Origin of the sequence: Sphingomonas paeninsulae, assembly GCF_003660165.1 — a bacterium.
Taxonomy (GTDB): Bacteria; Pseudomonadota; Alphaproteobacteria; order Sphingomonadales; family Sphingomonadaceae; genus Sphingomonas_O; species Sphingomonas_O paeninsulae.
In genome coordinates this window covers 616,322-633,980 of sequence record NZ_CP032828.1, presented here as the reverse complement: position 1 = coordinate 633,980, position 17,659 = coordinate 616,322, and the positions used below count along the sequence as shown (strand labels likewise).

Here is a 17,659-nt window from a genome sequence, read left to right as displayed (position 1 = left end):
CGCCACTCGGCTGCTCGCGGATTGCCGAAATCAAGCTATTCGCTGCCAAAGGCTTTGCGGAAGCCAACGTCCATCATGCGCGGTTCACCGGTAATGCCGGCTGCAATACCGCCAGTATTTGGCTGAGCGATCCCCGCAATTTGATAATGTTTATTGAACGCGTTTGTCACAAAAACAGAAAGCGTAGCTCCCCAGTCACGAACTTCATAATCAGCCCGAAGATTGATCGCAGCTTCAGCGGCCGCAATCCGCGCCTTGTTCTCCTCGGCTTGCTTTGAGGGTTCGGCCGGCATCTTCAGATCACAAAGCAATATTGGAAGCACCACGCTGGCCATCACGAGCGACAGCAATATCACACCGGTGGCCAAAAATATGGCAAGCTCGCGACCGGGAAAGGGCGTTCCATCACCCATTACGAGCGGCAGCGTGAGCACACCCGCCAAGGTGATTGCACCACGCACGCCGGCAAACGACATTGTGGCCACCAGACGCCACGGCGCTCTCGGTGGTGTTGCTCCGTTCTGCGCTTGACGGAGCAACGTGATCCGCAGCGACACCCAGACCCAGATGAAGCGAAGAACAGCCAGCCCGACCATGATCGCGCCGACGTAAAAGGCCAGCCACCATGGGTTGGCGTGCCCGGTCATCTGCACCGTCTCGTCAAGGCCTGAAAGTATCCCTGGGAGCTGCTCTCCGAGAAGGACGAAGATGATCCCGTTTGCGGCAAACTGGATTGTGTCCCACACCGAATTACGACCCATCCGCGTCATAGCGAGCGCCTGTCGTGATATTTCGGCAAAACTCATCGTCACACCCGCAGCCACTGCAGCGAGAATCCCCGAAGCATGGAAATGTTCGGCGAGCAGGTACGATCCGAATGGAATAAGCAGACTGATCAGGATCTGCGATCCGGTTTCCTCACCGAAGCGCTCGGAAACCCAGGCCTTGGCGCGCGTGACGACCAGCGTCAGTACAACCCCCACGCCGATTCCAATGACCGCCATCCACAGGAAGCTCAGCGCCGCCTGCGAGGCCGAAAAGCTGCCTGTAAGGGCAGCAGCAATCGCGAAACGCAGGCAGACCAACCCGGATGCGTCGTTCAGAAGGGATTCGCCTTCGAGAATATGCATCATCCGTTTGGGGATCGGCACACGTGCGGCGATTGCGGAAACGGCGATCGGGTCCGTTGGCGAAATGACCGCCGCAAGCGCAAATGCGACTGCCAGCGGCATTGCCGGGATCATCCAGTGGATCAGGAAGCCCATACCCACGACCGTCAACAGAACGAGGCCAAGCGCCAGTTCGACGACTGTTGAAAGATCCTTGAGCAATTCATCCTTGGGTATTCGCCAGCCATCCAGAAACAGCAGCGGCGGCAGGAAAAGGAGAAGGAACAGCTCTGGATCAAGCTCCACACGCTGATTGACGCCGAGTCCGATCAGCGCGCCTAAGGCGATTTGCACAAGCGGCGTCGGGATCGACACCGGTAGCATGCGCGAAACAGCACTGCTGATGACAACCGCCAGCAGCAGGATCAAGACAATAGACACCGTTTCCAGAACTCAACTCCTACAACACCAATTTGGAAAGCGTGAGGTCTGCTCCTAAGTTATCATAGATGCGTATCGAGCCACCGCGACGCAATCGTCGCTTTCCCGACATGAAACCATATCAACCCCAAAGGCTTGATCAACTGGCCTTGCACTGGGTGCTCGGTTGCCCCGGACGTTTAAACGTTATCTCTTCGCCACTTCCATTCAAGACATACCCGTGCCCTGTAAAATCCATTCCGCCACTTACGGCGGCGGTCAACACGACGATTTCTGTATTGTTCTTGGTTTCGAGTTCGGCGGATACATCGTCATCCATAAAGCTGACCTGAACGATGCGAGCGTCCCGGCAAAGATAGCGACGATTAAGTTTGACCAAGGGCTGAAGTGAGCTCGTCTCTGATGTGACCTCCTCATATTCAGCATTTTTATTGAACGAAATCGAGTCTACGTCTGTGGTCGTCCCCCGCATGCAGCCAAAGCTGCAGCGGAAATTCCCATAGCGCCAATCGCTATCCAGTTTCGGAAATCCATATTCAGAACTCCACTGAACTGAGAACGACACTGACAGCGCGTCTGTTCTGAGCGAATGAGGCTTCATCAGCCCCCGTCGCTTCCGGCCTTTCTTTCCCGTAAGAAACGGTTTGCAGGCGGCTGGTCGAGATACCCAGCCCTGACATAAAGCTGGCAACCGAGGTTGCACGGCGATCGCCAAGCGCAAGGTTGTAATTTCGCGTACCGTGCTCGTCGGCATGGCCCTCGATCGTGAAGGCAACCTCGGGATTTTCTACAAGCCAGCGAACCTGTCGCCTTAGGATGGCTCTGGCTTGGGCCGTTAGCGTGGTAGAATCGAGTTCAAACAAAACACGGTCGGCACCAGCGGCATCAACCAAAGCTTTCTGACGCCAAGCGACGACGTCGCCTGCCTGTCCCGTGTGACAGGCGGCCCCATGTTCATCGCAATATGCGCCTTCTTTGCGCAGCCCGAAATGGTAAACCCGAGCGTGACTAGCCAAAGCATATATATGCGCACCAACGACCTCCCCTTTTCAGCAGGGAAGCGATTACGTCCAGATAACGACGGGCGTTATTATAGCTTTTATATGCATGGACTGACGCCTGCGGTGATCCCAGAATGAAGGCGTTCCAGCGGGGCCCGAACACCTCCGCTCCGAGGTATACCGCTGGACACTCACTGCAGCGGCGGGTTTATGGCCTTCCAACCTTAGTTCGCCGCTGCAGACCAGAAAGTATTTGATGTGAACGCCACGACGATTGGAGCCACCAAGTCCATACGACCCTTCTGGACCGCGTTGAATCTCCATCTGGGTGGCAGCGAATTCTTAGCCACGCTGCTTATCGTTGCCGCCTCTTTGGGAGCAGGGATCGCAGCCAAACCCGATCTTGGCGAAGTTGCATCAGCCCTCATATTCGTTCTGGGCATTACCATTGCAGGCGCAGTTTGCGGTTTGGCCGCGGCTCTTCTGGCGTCGATTGCCGCCTTTCTCCTCTTCAATTTTTACCTTGCTGAGCCAGTCCTTACCTTCAGGCTCGCAAGTGGCAGCGATGTCGCCACTCTGCTTGTTTTCAACCTGTGTGCCGTCGTTACCGGGGTTCTCGCCGGGCGTCTCAATGATCGAGCGCGTGCTGCGCGCGTCAGTAACGGTCACCTGACAGGATTGCTGGCAACAAGCGAGGCGCTGCAATCGGCGGTCCGCGTCGAGGACGTGGCATCGATCGTCACCCGAGTCGCCCCCGATCAGTTGGGAGTTATGTTGGATATTTTTGAGTTGGCGGACGGTACGCTGTGCGCCGTCGGCCCAACGGAAATCGACAACTCGGCTGCAATCGCGCGGTCGGCGCTCGTTCAGGGCGAGTGCAAAGACGGGACTATTCTGGCTCGGCGCCTCAACGGTAGCTATGGGCCTATCGGGGTAATGGTTGCTACAGGCCTGGACAGTCATCGTCCCGCTCCAGAATTTATTGCGGCGCTGGGGAATATCATAGCGCTCGCAATCGAGCGCGCGGCGCTATCGCGCGGGCTCGCCGAACGGCGAGCCGCAGAGCGGACAGAGGAACTCAAGACCGCACTACTATCGTCGGTCAGCCATGATTTTCGGACACCCCTCACTGCGATTAGCGCGTCGGCCTCCAGCCTGATCGAATTTCGTGACCGGCTGGATGACGCCACCCGCTCAACGTTACTTCGCGGCATTGTCGCCGAATGCGAGCGCCTAAATCGTTATACCGCAAACTTGCTCGAAATGAGTCGATTGGAAGCGGGACATGTCTCTACGCAACTGCAAACGCTGAGCGTTGCGGATATGATTGGCGCCGCAATCGTGCACCTGAAATCCCGCGCCGGCTCGCGGGTCATTACGAAATCCGCAGATCCAAATCTGACCGTTGTTGCTGACACGGCACTTTTCGAACTGGTGCTTATCAATGTGATGGAGAATGCAATTTTGTACAGTGACGATGGCAGCCGAATTCATGTGTCGGCAGCCCAAGAGAATGATGCTTGCGTCGTAAGCGTGACGGACGAGGGCAAAGGCATCCCGGTGACCGATCTGAAGCGGGTGTTCGAACGCTTCGTACGCGTTGCACGGGTCGAGCCATCGCCACGTGGCAGTGGTCTTGGGCTCGCCATTGCCAATGGCTTTGTCGAAGCGATGGGGGGCCGAATATCGGCTCACATCCCAGGAATCGAGGGACACGGCACTCAAATTGTCATTCGCCTTCCCTTGGCAGAACAACACACGTGAACAGGCGTCACATCCTCATCGTCGACGATGAGCCCTCTCTGCTGGCGGTTCTTGAGCCTGTCTTGTGCGCTGCAGGTTACAAGGTCACGACCGCCATCAATGGACGCGCCGCTCTCGTCGCCGACGACACTTACGCACCCGACCTTATTCTTCTGGATCTTGGACTTCCTGATCTTGATGGCAAGAAAGTCATCCAGCGCCTTCGCTTGCGCCGTGATGTTCCGATCATCGTGATTTCAGCTCGCCATCAGGAGGCTGAGAAAATCGCGGCGCTCGATGATGGTGCAGACGATTACGTCGATAAACCCTTTGAGATCGGCGAACTTATGGCCCGAATCAGGGCATCCTTTCGCAGACGTACGGCTGTCCATACCGATGGTAACGCCTATCGATCGGGCCCGCTGATGATCGATTTTTCCGCGTGTCATGTCACAATCGAAGGCCAACCCATCAAACTGTCGCCAAAAGAATATGATGTGCTTGTCACGCTGGCACGAAGCGGCGGCCAAGTCGTGACGCACAAGCGGCTCTTAGAGGCTGGCTGGCCCGAAGGGGCCGCCGATACCCAATATTTACGTGTCTATATCGGTCTGCTGAGACAAAAGATTGAGGAAGATCCGAGCGATCCCAGGTTCATTCTGACCGAACCCGGCTTAGGGTATCGATTGTCAATCGACCCGACCATTTAGGCAAAAAATGCTTTTCCCCACGTTGAAGTCTTGCCCGGCATATGCACCCAACATGGTCCTCAAGGCCAGTAGACTGAGCAACAGCGATTGCAGGCGCAATGGCGGCCAATAACATCAAGACCGTAACGGCGATTGATTGCAAAGCTGCCGCCTGTTTGCCCTGATAACCGTTAGTTAGCGACAATTTGCAACTCGGAAACGGGCACGCCCATGGCTATGCACTGCAAATCAGAACATTGATCCTCATCAACGCTCGGTGATCGGAACCGTCACGCGTATAGAACGGTCACCGTTCGGCTGGCGGATGACTTTCATGATCGTCGGCGCTGCGCAAGGCAGTGGGAGTCTGACCGGCACGAATTTTCCTTCGCAGCGGATGACCATTCTATGCGCTCGCGCCTAGAACGTAGCACTTTACAGGCGCGGCATACAGACGCCTTGCTGGCGCCAGCATTGAGTGCGGCGGTGACGTGATCGACCCGTCCGTCGTTGATCGTTGGATGACGACCACCGTGGCGACCTCATGTTTGGCAGCAGCAAGGCCCTGCCAGCCCCTGCTCGCGTGCGAACGTCCTCACCTCGAAGTTGGTCGGCGCAACTGCCAGTCTCCAGTGTCAATCTGGTCGCCACCGGCTAAGCCCCCCATATGCTGACGCCGGTATGTCAGTCAGTCGGCATCAACGGCACGCCTTCGATTATGCTAATAGATACGCAAAATAACCTGTGCCCTCCGCTCGCGCGTTGATTTCACCTTATATTCAATTGACTGCCGAGGTGCGGGAGCTCGTGGCGTTAAAGAGAACTGCCATGCTGCCGTTATTAGATAGCGCGGCCATTGTGCCGTGCGGTGCAAGACAACTAGTCCGATATGGGTGAAGCTCCGCTTTACTGTTCCGTTGTCCATGAGCACCGTAAAACAGTTGGAGGCATCGCATTGATATTGACGGTCATCTTGAAATCCGTTCGAGCCAGCGTTCATATTATCGCAGAATGGCGCGCGCCACTGGCTCGCTTTATAATCATCAGCAAATGCGGTTTAGCCTTGACGGCTCTACCTGCGATCTCGGCGATGGCGGCCACCTGCGGATCCCCGACGACATCGCCTACTACGCTTCCGGCCCTGGTCACCCCAGGCCATGGTGATGACATTGGATGTACAACCATGAACACGCCAAAATCGGCGGCCGCAGTACTGACGGCAGTGAAAAACGCCCGCGTAATTTCGGATCCGGTAAACGGCACTAACAATCCCAAGGCAATACCAGGTGCGATCGTGCACTATTCGATTACCATCACGAACACAGGGACAACGCCGATCGACGGCGGCACTATTGTGATTACTGACCCGGTTCCGGAAGGTGTTGTTTTGTCCGTCGCTTCTCCAAAAGTTCAATTCATGGATGGAACGCCGTCAAGCGGGCTTGCTTTTAATCCGGCGACTGACGTTTCCTATTCGGCGCATCCAGGCGGAGGCTCACCGTTCACGTACGCACCTGCTCCTGATGCGAACGGGTATGATGCAGCGGTTCGCGATCTTCGAATTGCGCCAACAGGTTCGATGGCGGGTGCAACAGCCTTTGGTCAACCGAGTATCACGCTCGAATATTCAGTCAGGCTGAACTAGCCGGCTTTCCGGAAAGCGCCACCGATCAGACTGATCCGGCGACAATAGTTTGCAACATCCGCAATCGTTTTTAGCGGTGTTTATTTCCTGATATTTGGCAGGCCCCTCTGTTCGTGCGCGTGTAAGGGCTCGTATAAACCTGATCTGATGATAAACCCCATATGATCAACAGTTTTATCCATTTTGGATCATTTTCTCACATTAAAGCAACGATAGAAATCAGATACGCCCCAAAAATCTGGGAAATCATGATTTCCAAATTAGGAATACAGTCAAGCCTTTACCTATGAGCATCCGTCAATTTTTCGATAGTATTTTATGAATAGCCTTCTTATTTAATCTTTGTTAAATCTGTTAATCAAAATGGTGTCAGCGGGGGCTTTTGGGCAACATTATATGAAATTTTGGCAGTCAATTATCACAGCGGAACTGAGTGTCGCGCTCGCACGACTGAGCGACCTTCACCTGTCCTGGCTAAACAACGTGGCCGCTTCGGGCATAGTGATTGCAGCAGCAGGGGTGATCTGGCTAGTGAGCGATCACATGGCCTGGGATCCGCTTCTAATGCTCAAAAAGAAATGGTCAGGCAGTACGTGACCATAAGCGCCGTTACACGACTGACCGACCGCCAACGCGAATGCCTGTTGCTTGTGCTTGATCATATGGACACCAAGGAAATTGCTCGGGCATTGGGGTTGGCACCCAATACCGTCAAGAACCACATTGATGCGGGAAAGGCCAAGCTGGGCGTTGGTTCGCGGCTTCAAGCGGCCAGAATCGTCCGCAACGCGATGCGGGAACGCGAGTTTTCAACGCCGTCATCACTCGCAAGCCTCCGCGACTTTGCACCAGCTTCCTCGCTGGATCTGTCGCGGCTGGCCGACCCGGGACGGCACTATCTCCGCGAAGATCATATCCCGTTTGACCTTGACATGGCCATGCTTCAGGTTGGTTCCGAAGGTGCGGGGACTGGGGTCAAGGTTTTTGATGCCACGGTGGGAGAACGCTTACTTCTGATCATGGCCATCACGCTTGGATGCGCCATATGTTTCGGCAGTCTTCTCGCCGGCATCGAAGCTCTTTCCGCACTTTTTCGCACCTGAGCATATATTTGGCGTTCGGCGGCATCGACGGGCGGAACCTCAACATCGCATACTGAATTTTATCGCATATTAGCCTTGCGACCGCCAAGCGGCCACTTTGGGGCATCTCGTCTTAATCCAAACGCAGCGATTGCCGCATCTGAACTCGATAACATGGGACTCAGTTCGCCTTGATCTGATAATCAGACAATCGCGCGCCAAGCCTCAACTATTGGCTGCAACCTACTTCGCGCTTCAACAATATGCTCGACATTGCTTTCGACAACTGCACGCTGCAGCAAAGCACGGATACCGCTGTAGATCGAGACCATGCGCTTCGACAAGACGCCTGCATCGGCATTCGTCCCGGTTTCCATCGACATGAGAATGACATCCGCACGGTTTCGAGCTACGTCGCGGCGAAGGGGTCGCCCTGACAAAATTGCACCATACATATTATCGATACAATCGATCAGTTCCTCGAATAAGGTCATGATAAGCTGACCCGGCTGAGCACCCTCGATCCGACCGGCAGCCGAGATTTCCCGATAAGTCTCAATGGCACGAGCACTCACTTCGTGCTGTTCCAGGACGCGATCTGCTGCGTGAGGTAAGCTTGGCTCGATTTGATAAGCGCAACCGCCTTGTCCATTTCGGTAAAGGATGCCGTCAATCGATCAATCAACGCTGCATTGTCGGTGTTGACCTGATCCTGCTGGGTTTTCAGTGTTCCAGCCATCCTCGTGTAGCGTGCCGTACTAATGCCCAACACGCCGTCATTGGCTGTCAGAGCGGTCGTGACCGTCCCGAGCGCCTGATCGAGGCCCCCCGCAGCGGTCAACATAGCGCGAACGCCATTCGGATCAGTCGCGATTGCAGTGTTAAGCTTGGTTGCATCAAGCCGTAGAGAACCATCGCGGTTGGTCGCAATCCCCAGATCGTTAAGAGACTTGGCCGTCGTGCCTCCCGCAAGCACCGTTTGCGGAAGTGCGGCAAGCGCTCGTGCCGCACTTCGAAGGCCATTGTCCCCAGCAGAGGTCCCGAATCTGCAGGCGTGGCACCGACTACGGTAGCGGTCGCAATCATGGCTCGTAACGCGTTAAAGCCGGCCACAAATTCCTGGGCTATTTTCGCCGTGCTTACTGTCGCGTCCTGTGAATCAACGTCAAACGTACTGGCAAACGCCGCCAGCGAAGACGTGATCGTCGCGAGTGAGGAAATCTTGGCCGTGTTGCTGGTGACTGCGCTGGTTAGCACCGTGTCGCGATTGGCGCGCGCTGCTGCCGCGAGATTGGCAACAAGCGCTTTGGTGTCGATGCCCGAGCCCACGCCGAGCGTGGTCAGGATCGAGGGTGACGTTGCCATAGCTCAAATATCCTTTCTGATCAGTTGGAGCTTCTCAAGCCCGAGCGCGTGGCGCATTTCCATGATATCGACGACCAGGGCGGCGCGCGCCTCCAGCGAAACTTCCGAGTATCGGATCGCGATCATCAATGCATCGAGCTCGTGAAGCGTTGTCTCGATCGCGTCGCTCCACACGGTCTTGGCATTAACATTATTGACGTTCATCGGGGGCATCGCACATCTCGCGTCACAGGCACTGATGCATATAACGGCGTCCCCGGCGATTTCTTAAGTGGAGCGCATACCATCGGCGCTATAGCGAAGGTCATCGGGCACATCGATCTCGGGCGGGATGCGGCTGGCGTCCATCGCTGCGCCGAGGCCGAAGACGAACGCAAGGACGGTTGCGACAGAACGATAGAGCTTTTCGTCGATAACCTGACCCGACCGACTTGTGAAATAAAGAGCACGTGTCAGTACGGGATAGCTCAAGATCGGCACGTCTTCGTTGCGGGCGAGCTCACGCAGTGCTGCCGCCGCCTCTGCGCGAGCGCGAGCGACAACAATGGGCGCGGCATCCTCACCCGGCCGATACCGCAAGGCCACAGCAAAGGACGTCGGATTGACAAGAATGACAGTGGCTTCTTTGATCGCCTTGCGTGCGGACTGATCCATGAGCGCGGCGCGCTTGGCATGAATTTGCTGTCGTATCTCGGGAGAGTGTTCGGACTCGCGATGCTCATCGCGGACCTGTTGTTTGCTCATGCGAAGCCGCGCATTGCGCAATCCAATCTGAATGGGTGCATCGATGGCCGCGATGGCAACCAGTGCAATAGCCATCCCAACAGCAATGCGCCCGAGAATTAGCGCGGCAGCTTCGATGCTCGATCCGACATCGGCAGCGCTGAGCGCCATGATCGCGTTGCTGGAGGATGAGAAGACCCAGGCTGCGGCGCTCCCTAGAAAAATGAGTTTCGCGAGCGATTTTGCAAAGTCGATGAGGCCGCGCGAACTGAACAGTCTCTGAAGGCCCTGGATCGGACTGACGCGCGCCATTTTAGGAGCAACCGCATGCCAGTTCGTACCGAGCCCCCCGCCAATCGCGCGACTTGCAAAGACCGCGACCCAGGTTGCCGCGAAGAGTGCCGCCAAAGGCATGGCGACGGCTTCCAAAAGTGGCACAACCGCAGTCACGGGATCAAAGCCCAACTGCGGATCAAGATTTCCGGCGAGCCCGACAACCAGCGCCTGTTTAGCACCGCTCCAAACTGCGCGCCCTGAAAACGCTATCCATCCCGCCCCTGCAATTGCGATCGCAGCAGTCGAAAGGTCCCGGATATCGGGAAGATCGCCATCCTTCTTTGCCTCACGAAGGCGTTTGGGTGTCGCCGCTTCGGTGCGCTCTCCGCTGTCGTTACTCATGGTGCAGCGAGCGCCAGTGCTTCGGTAAGGCGCGCAGCAATGGAGGATCCCATCGACGGAAAAGCGACGACGAGCAGCGCTGCGCCAGCGAGCTGTGTGAATGGGAGCCCGATTGCGAAAAGATTGAGTGAAGGGGCCGCACGCGCGATAAGCGCAGTGACGATCTGGACGAGGACAAGCGCAAAAGCGACGGGTAACGCTATGGCAACGGCGCCTCCAAACATCATCGTCCCAAATCCCACCATGTCGCCGCTCGGCATCCAGCTGGCGCCCAGCGGCAGCAACCGATAGCTGTTAAGGATCGTCGCAACGAGCGTCAGGTGCCCCTGCCCCGCCAGAAATATCGCGGTCGCCGCAAAGCCCATCAGATTGCTCAACGTGGGCGCCGGTCCCGAGAGTCCGTCCATCGACGTCGCAAACCCCAAACCCATCGTGTTTCCAACGACCTCCCCTGCCATCATCGCGGCACCGAAGGCCATTTGCACCGCAAAGCCCATGGCAAAGCCGATCACCAGCTCAGGCAAAACTAGAAAAGGCGCATCATGGGCCGCTGCAAGAACGGTTACAGGGTCCATGGTGGAAAACGCCGACCAGCCCAGTGCTACCGAGAGGCCAATCCGCAGAGTTACGGGGACATGCGTGTTGCCAAAAAGCGGCGAGGTCAAAAGCGCAGCCCCCGGCCGGATCGAAGCGATCGCAATACCCATGGCTGCTTCACTCAACGTCATCAGTTAAGCACGTCAGGAATGCGAGCATACATTTCGCGCGCAAAATCAGCAACAACGCCAAGTATCGTTGCACCAAACAGCGCAAGCACCAGAGCCACGACAAGCAGCTTGGGAACAAAGGAGAGCGTCGCCTCATTGATTGACGTGACCGCCTGGAACAGACCGACCGCAATGCCCACGACAAGCACGGGGATCAGCAAGGGTGCGGAGGCCAGCGCAGCTGTCCATAGACCTTGTTGTGCAAAGCCCAGAAGAATGTCTTGTTCATTACCCATTTCAACCGGTCCCGAACGACGAAGCGAGTGATCCCATGGTAAGCGCCCATCCGTCGATGGCGACGAACAGCAAGAGCTTGAATGGCATAGAAACGACCGAAGGCGACAACATCATCATCCCGAGCGCCATCAGCGCGCTGGCGACGACCAGGTCGATGACGAGGAAGGGGAGGAAGATCAGAAACCCGATCTGAAAGGCAGTCTTCAGTTCACTGGTGACAAAAGCAGGAACCAGGATCGAGAAAGGTGTGGCAGCGATATCACTGCCAGGCTTTTCATTGCCCATCTTATAAAAGAGCGAAAGGTCAGCGCTACGCGTCTGATGCGCCATGAATTTGTGGAGCACCGTTCCCCCACGTTCGACAGCCGTTTCAAGGGGAATCTGCTGCATGTGATACGGCTGCCATGCTGTCTGATTGATCTCCGTGATCGTTGGCCGCATGACGAACATCGTAAGAAAGAGCGCCATTCCCACCAGAATCTGGTTCGGCGGCGTCTGTTGCAATCCCAGCGCCTGACGCAGGATCGAAAGCACAATCAGGATGCGCGTAAAGCCCGTCATCATGAGAACCAGCGTCGGCAAGACCGTCAGGCCTGTCATGAGGACAAGGATTTGCAGCGGCAAAGCAAGAGGTGTGCCTGCGGGTGCGGGAACGCCGCCGACTGCGCTAAGGTCGATAGCTGTCGACGAAACCGCGACTGCGAGCATTGCGATCATTCGCCGCGCCCCTCGGCAATCAGCGAAATGCCGTTCTTGCCCACAGAAAGCAGCAGTGTTTTTCCCGAAAATTCGACGACAGCCAGTTTAACCGCAATGCTAAAAGCATGAACCTCGACAACCCGCGCCAGCTTTCCGCGACGCTGATCCACCGCCGTTCTTTGTAGACGGCGAAAGGCCGACCACGCGCGACTGGACAGAGATTGGAGATCAATCATGCGCGCCGCTCAATGGCACCGAGACTTTGCGCGGGTGCAACGATTTCGCAAATCCGGACGCCGTAACGGCCATCGACTGTCACCACTTCTCCACGAGCGATAAGCGTGCCGTTGACCAGGATGTCGAGCGGATCATCAATCGCGCGATCGAGTTCGACAACAGCATCGCGCTCCAGAGCAAGAAGATCAGCCAGCGTCAGTGCAGTCGAGCCAACCTCAACCGACAGGCGCATCGAAATGCGCGACAGGAGATCGAAATTGTTGCCTGCACTGGTCGCCGCTTCGCTCAGAATATCATCAGTCATATACTGGACTCCATATGTTCAATGCGAATGGCCACATGGCCGTCGCGATCATCAATTGTGCCCGTGGCCAGGCGCAGCGCTCCCGCAAGCATCGGCACAAGCGCCGGTTTGGCGATGGGAACGACATCGCCGACCGCAAGCCGCGACAAGGTCGATATCGAGAGTTCGGGTCGTGCGAGGACGACGCGGACCGGAAGGCGGGCGGCAAGGACGCTGTCGCGTAGATCAATGGCCCAGCTCGAGGTGACCTTGGCCACGCCATCGTCGCGCAACCGCGCGACCCGTTCTGGCGCAAAGGCAATGTCGATCTTTCCTGAAATGGCACCCGATGTCACCCACAGCGCGATCGTGGCGATCCTGTCGGAAGCGCGGGCGAACTGCTGAACGGCAATCGCCGGTAGAATCTCGGCACGACCGATCGAGGGAAACATCTGCGTTATGGCGCTCGCCACACTGTCTGAAAACTGGCCGGCTAATTGTGCAGTTGCTCGGCAGGCACGAAAAGGAGTCCGTTCGATGGTTTGCGAAGTGCCGCCAAACCGGCGCTCGACCATGGCATCGGCCAAGCCATCATTGACCGCGACAACCATCGCCAGTTTCGCTCCAAACTGGTATGAAGCCTCCCACAGCGACCGGTCCGAGCGCCATTCTTCAAATGCGATGATGCCCGTCGGCTCCGCGGTGATCGTGATGGGGTCGCCGCAGAGATCGGACATCGTCCGGGCGACCGAAATCGCCATTTGAGAGGCGATGCGGATCATGACGGCGTCGGCGCGATTCGCCTCGGCATCGCCCTTCACAAGCGGGTTGACGTGCTGAGACACATTCATTGGATGACAAAGCTCGTGAAATAGACGCTGTCGATCCCGGTCTGACCGGTCTTGGTCTTGAGCACCTGATCCATCACGCTACGCAGCTTGGCCTGGAGCTGCTGCTTGCCAGCTGTCGTGGCCAGCGCACCGGCGTCTTCATCGGCGACCGTCATCAGGACGACCGAGCGTAGAGCCGATTCGTTGAGCTTGACCTGCTCTGCGATCTCTGGCCGGTCGGCCGTGGCAACGGACAGAGCAAGCTGTACGAAACTGCCGCTGTCCCTAAGGTTCGACGTGAAAGGCGCCTGGAAACTGTAATAGATTGGAGCAGATTTTGCGGCCACTGGCGTATTTTCAGTCTTGGTTGCCATCGGCCCGCCAGACTGACCGATCCAACCAGCACGTGCGGCGTAGATGCCACCCGCGACGCCGGCTCCAGCGAGGACTGGGACCGCAAGGACAAAGACGATAATGGTCTTTATCCTTCCCGATTTCTTTTTCTTCGATTCAGTCATTTAAGCTAATCCTTTAAGCGTAACGATTGCGGTCAACGGGGGCGCGGAGTGTACCCTCGTCGGCCACGGCGATCTCGATCCGACGACGGGCGCGCTCTCCCGAACTGCGTCGATCCGCGCTGGATTGGTCCAGTGACACTGAAGCGCCCGAAATGGGCACACCAAGTGCCAAGGCTCCAGCGACCATCTGGTGATGCGCCTGGGCAACAACGGACAGCGCCCGCGGCTCGGCGACAGCAATAGTCAAATGGCTCGACACCCCATCGTGCGCGATCGAAACCGAGATGTTTCCAAGGTCGGCTGGTTGAAGCTTGAAGCGCACGTCTCCATTCTGCGACGAGCGTTCGATATCGGTGGCAACGCCCTCGAGCCACTGCTGATCGACCCCATTGGCGCGTGCCATCGCATTCAGGAGTTGCGTGCCGACTGGTACTGCGGCGCCAGGAACCGCAGACGCATTGGGCATCGTAGACGTCGGCATTGATGCCAGGATCGTGTCGCCGGTCACTGGAGCCACGTGTTTGGGCTGGGGCGATTCCGCTACGAGCGAAAGGCTCGTTGCAGCATCGGCACTAAGTTTTTCCGACAACCCTGATATCATCGCTCCCTTATCGTCGACTGGATCGGGCATCGCCGCGATGGCTTTGGGCGCCTTGGCCCGTGATGCCTTGTCGCCTATCTGGGCAAGTTCCTGGTTGGCGGCGGCGTCCTTAGCCTGAAGCGAGAATGTGGGGGTGCTGAGAGGTACGAAACTGAGACTAACGATCAGTTGGTGTACAGGATCGATCACGGCTGACGGTGTCACACCTTCGTCTTTGTGAACGCGATGAGCTGTTAGGCCCGAGGTTCCGTCTCCAGAGTCTTCGGCGATAATATCAAGATGAGGCTGGGCAACCCGTACAACGGAGATCTGTGATTGGGCATTGATGAGCCTCACCGACCCGGTGATAGGGGCGGCACCATCGGCACCTACATTGCCCTTAGTCTCATTGGCAGCCTCAGATTCTGGCGGCACTTCGGTCGTACCCGCACGTCGCCCCCCTTGTCGGCAGCACCCGCTTTACGATCAAATATGGACGAGAAAGGCTCGCCCGGCCTTTGTGACTCAGATGGCTGCACAGGCGTACGCGTAGCCGCCGCCTTTGTTGCTGCCGTCGGCACCGGCGTCAGCACTACCATGTCGACCAGCGACCGATGGACCAGTCAACGTCGACTGTCGAAATACGCAATTGATCCAAAACCATCCGAACGTCCTTCCTGACTGCCATCCCTCTAGCAAAGGACGTGCCAAGCGCTTTTCTGCAGCGCGATTGACGTTCGCGAGACAGCAAGCGTCAGCAGACCGTCGGACAAGGCGGCACAACTGTCAGGAAATCGACGGATCAGACGCGCAGCAAGCTAGCGCGCGGGCCGTGCCCGAGCAGGTCTCTTTCTCTCGCGGCGCAGTTCATCATCACGTTCGGCGCTCCGCCGGGCAATATCGAGCAAGCGCTCCGCGACCTGAAGCCTGACATCGGTCACGGCATAGCGTTTGTGTGCGGCATCGGCCTCAAGCGTCTGTCGATAAAGACGACGTTCGGTAATAAGATAACCGTTGGCCAGTCGCGTGACATATTCTCCCGCCGCCGCGAGCCCGCCACCGAGCAACACCCCAGCGCCCGGACTGATGGCCTGCGACAATAGCTCAAGCCGCGCGATCTGATCGGTTGTACGATCAACCTGTGCGAGAGCCTCTGCCGCGATGCTAACCGCTGACCGGCGTTCGATCGTGCGCAATCGCACCAGCCTGTCCTGCCGCTTTACCCGGCTCACGATTGCAGCAGGTCTTGGAGGTCGGACAGCGTTCGCGCTGGCGCAACATAGCCGTCGGGATCCTGCCGGATGAAGTCGAGGATCGCAGGCCTGATCGCGATCGCTCGGTCAATTTCTGGATCAGCACCCTGCCGATAGGCACCCATCAGAACCAGATCGCGGTTCTCTTCAGCAAGCGACCAGTCGCGCCGAATCTGGGCAGCCGCGACGCGGTGCGGTTCGTCAACCAGATCATTCATCGATCGGCTCAGAGATCGTGCAAGATCAATTGCGGGAAAGACCCCGGCTTCGGCCAGGCTACGTGACAGCACAATGTGGCCATCGGTTATCGAACGCGCGGTGTCGACGACAGGGTCGTCGAGATCGTCGCCATCGGCAAGGATGGTGTAAAGCGCAGTAATCGAGCCCCCAGAACGCTTGTCGCCGCCACTCCGTTCGACAAGGCGCGGTATCATGGCGAGAGAAGATGGTGGGTAACCCTTGACGGTTGGAGGCTCGCCCATTGCCAGTCCGATTTCGCGCTGGGCATGAGCAAGGCGCGTGAGGCTGTCAACAATAAGCAAAACACGCTTACCCTCGTCGCGAAACTGTTCGGCAAGCGCTGTTGCGCGCTCGACGGCGCGCAACCGTAGCATTGCGGGTACATCGGCAGCGGCAGCAACTACAGTCGTGCGTGCACGAGCCTCAGATGCAACGTGCCGATCGACAAAATCGGCGATTTCGCGCGCGCGCTCCCCGACAAGCGCGACGATAATGGCGTCAGCGGTCACGCCGCGCATGATTTGAGCAAGGAGCGTCGATTTCCCGACTCCAGAGCCTGCGATAATGGCGAGACGCTGCCCTTGCCCCAAGGTCATCAGACCGTCGATCGCACGCACCCCTGTAGTCATGACGGTATCAATCCGAGCCTTGTTCATGGGATTTGCAGAGGTTTGTTTCCGCCGATGCGCCTGAGCGTTGACCGGACCCAAGCCATCGAGCGGAAGCCCCATCGCGTCGATCACGCGACCAAGAAGCGCACGTCCGACATCGATCTCTCCGACGGTTTCGTCACCGGTAACACGAGCGCCAATGGTGACGGCGATGTCGCCCGCAAACGGTACCAGATGAAGGCCGTCATCGCCGAACCCGGCAACAATAGCGGGCTCCCAACGGCCATTTTCGGTTGCGATACGAGCACCGCTGCCGACCGCGAGTTCAAGACCGCGGGCGCGCAACATGCCGTTGGCGCTGTGGGCAATCGTCCCGAAAAGTTTAGGCGACGCCGTCGTGATACTCACAGTCGACAAAAGGGTGTCGACACGCGTGAAGAAATCGACCTGCGTCCTCATGCCGCAAGATCGCGCATCGCGACGCGCAAGCGGTCGAGAGCATGGGACGGGCCATCTTCTGCCGCGCTCTCTCCGACGGTCAACCGAAGAGCGCCGGACGCCAGCGCAGAATCAGCGCGAATTTCAATGCCATCGCCCAGTCCAGTCACCAGATCGATGTTTTCGGGACAGACATAGAGGACAACGGGTCCTGAAGAACCGCAGATGGCACCGGCCAGAGTGCGCGCGCGCATGCACAACAGCTCGGTATCGACTGGAGCCTTTCCAACAATGTCCTCGACGAGGCGCAGAACTGCTTCCGAAAGCAAGGTCGCAAGCGGCTCGGGATCGCAAGGTTCGATTTGACTGGCCTGCTCAACCAGCGAGAGTAGAGCGACGCGCTCGGCCTGAAACTCCTGCTCGACGATCCGTCGTCCCTCGGCAAGACCTTCGGCATAGCGGTCGGACTGGGCCATCTCGTCTGCCACCG

23 protein-coding genes and 1 pseudogene are annotated in these 17,659 nt (G+C 57.4%); 5 read left to right on the top strand and 19 right to left on the bottom strand.

Annotated features, from left to right (window positions below; translation table 11 throughout):
• Positions 1–35: 35 nt before the first annotated feature.
• The 3 genes from D3Y57_RS04290 to pal form a co-directional block, all read right to left on the bottom strand.
• Positions 36–1,559: a Na+/H+ antiporter gene (locus tag D3Y57_RS04290; RefSeq protein ID WP_121151661.1), complete on the bottom strand. Its 1,524-nt coding sequence runs from the start codon at positions 1,557–1,559 to the stop codon at positions 36–38.
• 130 nt (positions 1,560–1,689) lie between these two features.
• Complete coding sequence (locus D3Y57_RS04285) at positions 1,690–2,022, bottom strand: hypothetical protein (protein ID WP_121151659.1); 333 nt, start codon at positions 2,020–2,022, stop codon at positions 1,690–1,692.
• Positions 2,023–2,086: 64 nt separating this feature from the next.
• A complete protein-coding gene (gene pal / locus D3Y57_RS04280) occupies positions 2,087–2,566 on the bottom strand; it encodes a peptidoglycan-associated lipoprotein Pal (protein WP_162986947.1) in 480 nt (159 codons plus the stop codon).
• Between the two features lie 243 nt (positions 2,567–2,809).
• Here pal and D3Y57_RS04275 point away from each other — a divergent pair, with 243 nt between their 5' ends.
• From D3Y57_RS04275 to D3Y57_RS20705, 5 genes are all read left to right on the top strand, one after another.
• Positions 2,810–4,315 carry a sensor histidine kinase gene (locus D3Y57_RS04275; protein WP_121151655.1) on the top strand — a complete coding sequence of 502 codons (1,506 nt, stop codon included), beginning with the start codon at positions 2,810–2,812 and terminating at the stop codon, positions 4,313–4,315.
• Positions 4,312–5,004 carry a response regulator transcription factor gene (locus D3Y57_RS04270; protein ID WP_121151653.1) on the top strand — a complete coding sequence of 231 codons (693 nt, stop codon included), beginning with the start codon at positions 4,312–4,314 and terminating at the stop codon, positions 5,002–5,004. The genes D3Y57_RS04275 and D3Y57_RS04270 overlap by 4 nt, the downstream gene beginning before the upstream one ends.
• A gap of 868 nt (positions 5,005–5,872) precedes the next feature.
• Positions 5,873–6,628, top strand: coding sequence for a DUF11 domain-containing protein (locus D3Y57_RS04265; RefSeq protein ID WP_121151651.1), 756 nt, complete (start codon positions 5,873–5,875; stop codon positions 6,626–6,628).
• Positions 6,629–7,024: 396 nt separating this feature from the next.
• On the top strand, positions 7,025–7,225 hold the full coding sequence (locus tag D3Y57_RS20710; protein ID WP_239025733.1) for a hypothetical protein: 201 nt from the start codon (positions 7,025–7,027) through the stop codon (positions 7,223–7,225).
• A gap of 65 nt (positions 7,226–7,290) precedes the next feature.
• A complete protein-coding gene (locus D3Y57_RS20705) occupies positions 7,291–7,731 on the top strand; it encodes a helix-turn-helix domain-containing protein (RefSeq protein ID WP_239025732.1) in 441 nt (146 codons plus the stop codon).
• 182 nt (positions 7,732–7,913) lie between these two features.
• Here D3Y57_RS20705 and D3Y57_RS04250 read toward each other — a convergent pair whose 3' ends face one another.
• The 16 genes and pseudogenes from D3Y57_RS04250 to D3Y57_RS04175 all read right to left on the bottom strand — a co-directional run bounded on the left by D3Y57_RS04250 (position 7,914) and on the right by D3Y57_RS04175 (position 17,657).
• A complete protein-coding gene (locus D3Y57_RS04250) occupies positions 7,914–8,285 on the bottom strand; it encodes a flagellar export chaperone FliS (RefSeq protein ID WP_162986945.1) in 372 nt (123 codons plus the stop codon).
• Complete coding sequence (fliD, locus tag D3Y57_RS20365) at positions 8,282–8,686, bottom strand: flagellar filament capping protein FliD (RefSeq protein WP_121151643.1); 405 nt, start codon at positions 8,684–8,686, stop codon at positions 8,282–8,284. Before fliD ends, D3Y57_RS04250 begins: the two co-directional genes overlap by 4 nt.
• 137 nt (positions 8,687–8,823) lie before the next feature.
• Positions 8,824–9,075 (bottom strand): annotated as a pseudogene (locus D3Y57_RS20700) (flagellar cap protein FliD N-terminal domain-containing protein); the annotation flags it as partial.
• 3 nt (positions 9,076–9,078) lie between these two features.
• The gene (locus D3Y57_RS04235) at positions 9,079–9,279 is read right to left on the bottom strand and encodes a hypothetical protein (RefSeq protein WP_162986943.1); all 201 of its coding nucleotides are present in this window, start codon (positions 9,277–9,279) and stop codon (positions 9,079–9,081) included.
• A gap of 63 nt (positions 9,280–9,342) precedes the next feature.
• On the bottom strand, positions 9,343–10,476 hold the full coding sequence (locus tag D3Y57_RS04230) for an EscU/YscU/HrcU family type III secretion system export apparatus switch protein (RefSeq protein ID WP_121151639.1): 1,134 nt from the start codon (positions 10,474–10,476) through the stop codon (positions 9,343–9,345).
• A complete protein-coding gene (locus D3Y57_RS04225; protein ID WP_162986942.1) occupies positions 10,473–11,183 on the bottom strand; it encodes a flagellar biosynthetic protein FliR in 711 nt (236 codons plus the stop codon). Before D3Y57_RS04225 ends, D3Y57_RS04230 begins: the two co-directional genes overlap by 4 nt.
• Before the next feature lie 20 nt (positions 11,184–11,203).
• A complete protein-coding gene (locus tag D3Y57_RS04220) occupies positions 11,204–11,479 on the bottom strand; it encodes a flagellar biosynthetic protein FliQ (protein WP_121151635.1) in 276 nt (91 codons plus the stop codon).
• Position 11,480: 1 nt separating this feature from the next.
• On the bottom strand, positions 11,481–12,197 hold the full coding sequence (gene fliP / locus D3Y57_RS04215) for a flagellar type III secretion system pore protein FliP (RefSeq protein ID WP_121151633.1): 717 nt from the start codon (positions 12,195–12,197) through the stop codon (positions 11,481–11,483).
• Complete coding sequence (locus tag D3Y57_RS04210; protein ID WP_162986941.1) at positions 12,194–12,349, bottom strand: flagellar biosynthetic protein FliO; 156 nt, start codon at positions 12,347–12,349, stop codon at positions 12,194–12,196. Before D3Y57_RS04210 ends, fliP begins: the two co-directional genes overlap by 4 nt.
• 62 nt (positions 12,350–12,411) lie before the next feature.
• Positions 12,412–12,720, bottom strand: coding sequence for a flagellar motor switch protein FliN (gene fliN / locus D3Y57_RS04205; protein ID WP_121151630.1), 309 nt, complete (start codon positions 12,718–12,720; stop codon positions 12,412–12,414).
• Positions 12,717–13,550, bottom strand: a complete 834-nt coding sequence (locus D3Y57_RS04200) for a FliM/FliN family flagellar motor switch protein (RefSeq protein ID WP_121151627.1) — start codon at positions 13,548–13,550, stop codon at positions 12,717–12,719. The genes fliN and D3Y57_RS04200 overlap by 4 nt, the downstream gene beginning before the upstream one ends.
• Positions 13,547–14,047: a flagellar basal body-associated FliL family protein gene (locus D3Y57_RS04195; RefSeq protein WP_121151625.1), complete on the bottom strand. Its 501-nt coding sequence runs from the start codon at positions 14,045–14,047 to the stop codon at positions 13,547–13,549. Before D3Y57_RS04195 ends, D3Y57_RS04200 begins: the two co-directional genes overlap by 4 nt.
• A 13-nt stretch (positions 14,048–14,060) precedes the next feature.
• Positions 14,061–15,062, bottom strand: coding sequence for a hypothetical protein (locus D3Y57_RS04190; RefSeq protein ID WP_162986940.1), 1,002 nt, complete (start codon positions 15,060–15,062; stop codon positions 14,061–14,063).
• Positions 15,063–15,445: 383 nt separating this feature from the next.
• The gene (locus D3Y57_RS04185) at positions 15,446–15,859 is read right to left on the bottom strand and encodes a hypothetical protein (protein WP_121151621.1); all 414 of its coding nucleotides are present in this window, start codon (positions 15,857–15,859) and stop codon (positions 15,446–15,448) included.
• A complete protein-coding gene (locus D3Y57_RS04180; RefSeq protein ID WP_121151619.1) occupies positions 15,856–17,190 on the bottom strand; it encodes a FliI/YscN family ATPase in 1,335 nt (444 codons plus the stop codon). Before D3Y57_RS04180 ends, D3Y57_RS04185 begins: the two co-directional genes overlap by 4 nt.
• Entirely contained in the window at positions 17,187–17,657 is a 471-nt protein-coding gene (locus D3Y57_RS04175) for a FliH/SctL family protein (RefSeq protein WP_162986939.1), read from the bottom strand. The genes D3Y57_RS04180 and D3Y57_RS04175 overlap by 4 nt, the downstream gene beginning before the upstream one ends.
• Positions 17,658–17,659 lie beyond the last annotated feature (2 nt).

Bases quoted from the DNA above. Each gene is read 5' to 3' on its own strand.
- D3Y57_RS04285 (WP_121151659.1), bottom strand. From the start codon at position 2,022: ATGCGGGGGACGACCACAGACGTAGACTCGATTTCGTTCAATAAAAAT.
- D3Y57_RS04265 (WP_121151651.1), top strand. From the start codon at position 5,873: ATGGGTGAAGCTCCGCTTTACTGTTCCGTTGTCCATGAGCACCGTAAA.
- D3Y57_RS20710 (WP_239025733.1), top strand. From the start codon at position 7,025: ATGAAATTTTGGCAGTCAATTATCACAGCGGAACTGAGTGTCGCGCTC.
- D3Y57_RS20705 (WP_239025732.1), top strand. From the start codon at position 7,291: ATGGACACCAAGGAAATTGCTCGGGCATTGGGGTTGGCACCCAATACC.
- D3Y57_RS04235 (WP_162986943.1), bottom strand. From the start codon at position 9,279: ATGAACGTCAATAATGTTAATGCCAAGACCGTGTGGAGCGACGCGATC.
- D3Y57_RS04230 (WP_121151639.1), bottom strand. From the start codon at position 10,476: ATGAGTAACGACAGCGGAGAGCGCACCGAAGCGGCGACACCCAAACGC.
- D3Y57_RS04225 (WP_162986942.1), bottom strand. From the start codon at position 11,183: ATGGGTATTGCGATCGCTTCGATCCGGCCGGGGGCTGCGCTTTTGACC.
- D3Y57_RS04220 (WP_121151635.1), bottom strand. From the start codon at position 11,479: ATGGGTAATGAACAAGACATTCTTCTGGGCTTTGCACAACAAGGTCTA.
- fliP (WP_121151633.1), bottom strand. From the start codon at position 12,197: ATGATCGCAATGCTCGCAGTCGCGGTTTCGTCGACAGCTATCGACCTT.
- fliN (WP_121151630.1), bottom strand. From the start codon at position 12,720: ATGACTGATGATATTCTGAGCGAAGCGGCGACCAGTGCAGGCAACAAT.
- D3Y57_RS04200 (WP_121151627.1), bottom strand. From the start codon at position 13,550: ATGAATGTGTCTCAGCACGTCAACCCGCTTGTGAAGGGCGATGCCGAG.
- D3Y57_RS04195 (WP_121151625.1), bottom strand. From the start codon at position 14,047: ATGACTGAATCGAAGAAAAAGAAATCGGGAAGGATAAAGACCATTATC.
- D3Y57_RS04180 (WP_121151619.1), bottom strand. From the start codon at position 17,190: ATGAGGACGCAGGTCGATTTCTTCACGCGTGTCGACACCCTTTTGTCG.